The following is a 2,536-nucleotide window of genomic DNA, read 5'->3' on the forward strand; positions in this document are numbered from 1 at the left end:
TATGGAAGAGATATAGCGGTCCCGTACACAGTCGTTTGCGGCAGTCAGAGCCGACCGGCGAAGGGGATTTCGTGGCAGAGAAGGTCTTCAAGGGAATTCTCTCCACCATCGGCGACTCGCCACTGGTGGAGCTGGAGAAAATCATGCCAGGCTTCCCGTCGCGGGTGTTCGCCAAAATGGAACGCTTCAATCCGGGCGGCAGCATCAAGGACCGGTCCGCCGCGAGCATGCTGCTGGCCAAGATCCGCGACGGTGAGCTGACGCCCGGCCGGTCGGTGGTCGTCGAGTCGAGCTCCGGGAACCTCGCCATCGGCCTCGCGCAGATCTGCCGCTACTACGGGCTGCGCTTCGTCTGCGTCGTGGACGCCAAGACCACCGAGCACAACCTCGCGATCCTGCGCGCCTACGAGGCGACGGTGGAGGTGGTGACGGAACCCGACCCGGCGACCGGCGAGTTCCTGCCCCGGCGGCTGGCGCGGGTCCGCGAGCTGGTCGGCGCGATCCCGCACGCGTACAGCCCCGACCAGTACAGCAACCCCCTCAACCCGCTCGCCCACGAGGAGACGATGCGGGAGATCGCCGAGGCCCTCGACGGCCGGGTCGACTACGTCTTCGCGGCCACCAGCACCACCGGGACGCTGCTCGGCTGCTCCGCCTACGCGCGCGCCCACGGGTTGGGCACCACGGTGGTCGCCGTGGACGCGGCGGGCAGCGTGCTGTTCGGCCAGGAGCCCGCCCGACGGCTCATCCCCGGCCACGGCGCGTCCATCCGCCCGGCGCTCCTCGACCCCGCCGCCGCGGACCGCGTCGTGCACGTCGCCGACCAGGACTGCGTGGTCGCCTGCCGGCGGCTGACGCTGCGCGAGGCGATCCTCGCGGGCGGCTCGTCCGGCGCGACCGCCGCCGCCCTGCACCGGATCGGCGCCGACATTCCGGCCGGCTCCCATGTCGTCCTCATATTCGCCGACGGCGGCGACCGCTATACCGACACCATCTATTCCGACGCGTGGGTGCAGAAGAACTTCGGCGAGATATCCCACCTCTGGAAATCCGGACCCGAAATGGAGCCCACCGCGTGCTGATCATCCGCCATACGGATGTCGGGGACATCCTGCAAGGAGCCGAGGAGCGGATCGTCGACGCCGTCGACGCCGCGTACCGGCTGCACGACCAGGGCCGCTCCGCCCTGCCGCACTCCGTCTTCCTGCGCTTCCCCGACGCGCCGCGCGACCGCGTCATCGGGCTGCCCGGCTACCTCGGCGGCGAGCCGGCCACCGCCGGGATGAAGTGGATCGCCTCGTTCCCCGGCAACCTGGAACGGGGCCTGGAGCGGGCCAGCGCCGTCGTCGTCCTCAACGACACCCGCACCGGCCGGCCGCTGGCCCTGATCGAGGGCTCGCGGATCTCCGCGAAGCGCACCGCCGCGAGCGCCGCCCTCGCCGCGCGGCTGCTCACCGGCGAGCCCGCCCCGGCCGGCGTCACCCTCGTCGGCTGCGGCGTCATCAACCTGGAGGTGCTGCGGTTCCTGCGCGCCACCCTGCCCTCGATCACCGACGTCACCCTCTACGACCAGGACGTACGCCGCGCGGGCCGGTTCGCCGCCCAGTGCGCGACGCTCGCCCCGGACGCCGTGATCACTGTCGCCGAGGACCTCGACGCCGCGCTCGCCGCCCACCGGCTGGTGTCCCTGGCGACGACCGCCGCCGAGCCGTACACCGACCTCGCGGCCTGCGCCCCCGGCACGACCGTCCTGAACGTCTCGCTGCGCGACATCGCCCCGACCACCCTGCTGTGCGCCCGCAACGTCGTGGACGACGCCGACCACGTCTGCCGCGAGCGGACCTCCGTACACCTCGCCGAACAGGTCGCCGGGAACCGCGATTTCATCGACGCGTCGATCGGCCAACTACTCAACAAGGACGTCGAGTTGGACCGTACAACGGACGGGCTGACCGTCTTCTCGCCGTTCGGGCTCGGCATCCTCGACCTCGCGCTGGCCCGGCTGGTCCACACGGAGGCCGCCGGGCGCGGACTCGGCGTGGCCGTCGACGGCTTCCTCCCGCCGGCCAGGCCCGTGCCGAACGCCTGACCGCGCGCCTCACGCCTTTCACCTCTCACCCTTCCGCACTTTCTCACCGAGGAGCGATCACCCATGAGCGACAACCCGGCCGACGAGCGCACCTTCAAGGTCGTCCTGAACGACGAGGAGCAGTACTCGGTGTGGTGGGCGGACCGCGAACTGCCCGCCGGCTGGCGCGCGGAGGGCACCGAGGGCACCCACGAGGAGTGCCTGGAGCGCATCTCCGAGGTCTGGACCGACATGCGCCCGCTGAGCCTGCGCCGCCGCATGGAACAGGACGCCGCGGCCTCCTGAGCCTCGGAGCGCGTCCCGCGCCGCACCGCCCGCGCCGGCCCGGACCATCCGCCGGGCCGGCCTTTCACGCCCGCGCCCGCACCGCCCGGCCCCCGCCACCCCGCCGTCCCGTCGCCCAGCCGCCCAGCCGCTCACCGCAAGCTCATCGAAGGACCTGGAGAA

At 71.8% G+C, this 2,536-nt stretch carries 3 protein-coding genes; all 3 read left to right on the forward strand.

Annotation, left to right across the window (positions count from 1 at the left end; all coding sequences use genetic code 11):
- The first annotated feature begins 71 nt into the window (after window positions 1-71).
- The 3 genes from sbnA to AB0I49_RS03160 all read left to right on the forward strand — a co-directional run bounded on the left by sbnA (window position 72) and on the right by AB0I49_RS03160 (window position 2,374).
- Window positions 72-1,082 (forward strand): 2,3-diaminopropionate biosynthesis protein SbnA, encoded by a 1,011-nt coding sequence (gene sbnA, locus AB0I49_RS03150; RefSeq protein ID WP_363225068.1) that lies wholly within the window; start codon window positions 72-74, stop codon window positions 1,080-1,082.
- Window positions 1,076-2,089 (forward strand): 2,3-diaminopropionate biosynthesis protein SbnB, encoded by a 1,014-nt coding sequence (gene sbnB, locus AB0I49_RS03155; protein ID WP_363225069.1) that lies wholly within the window; start codon window positions 1,076-1,078, stop codon window positions 2,087-2,089. The genes sbnA and sbnB overlap by 7 nt, the downstream gene beginning before the upstream one ends.
- 63 nt (window positions 2,090-2,152) lie before the next feature.
- Window positions 2,153-2,374: an MbtH family NRPS accessory protein gene (locus AB0I49_RS03160; RefSeq protein ID WP_363225071.1), complete on the forward strand. Its 222-nt coding sequence runs from the start codon at window positions 2,153-2,155 to the stop codon at window positions 2,372-2,374.
- Window positions 2,375-2,536: the final 162 nt, after the last annotated feature.

The sequence above is a fragment of the Streptomyces sp. NPDC050617 genome (assembly GCF_040654795.1).
In the GTDB taxonomy this organism is placed as follows: domain Bacteria; phylum Actinomycetota; class Actinomycetes; order Streptomycetales; family Streptomycetaceae; genus Streptomyces.

Excerpts from the sequence above, each read along its gene's own strand:
- AB0I49_RS03160 (WP_363225071.1), top strand. The coding sequence starts at position 2,153 with ATGAGCGACAACCCGGCCGACGAGCGCACCTTCAAGGTCGTCCTGAAC.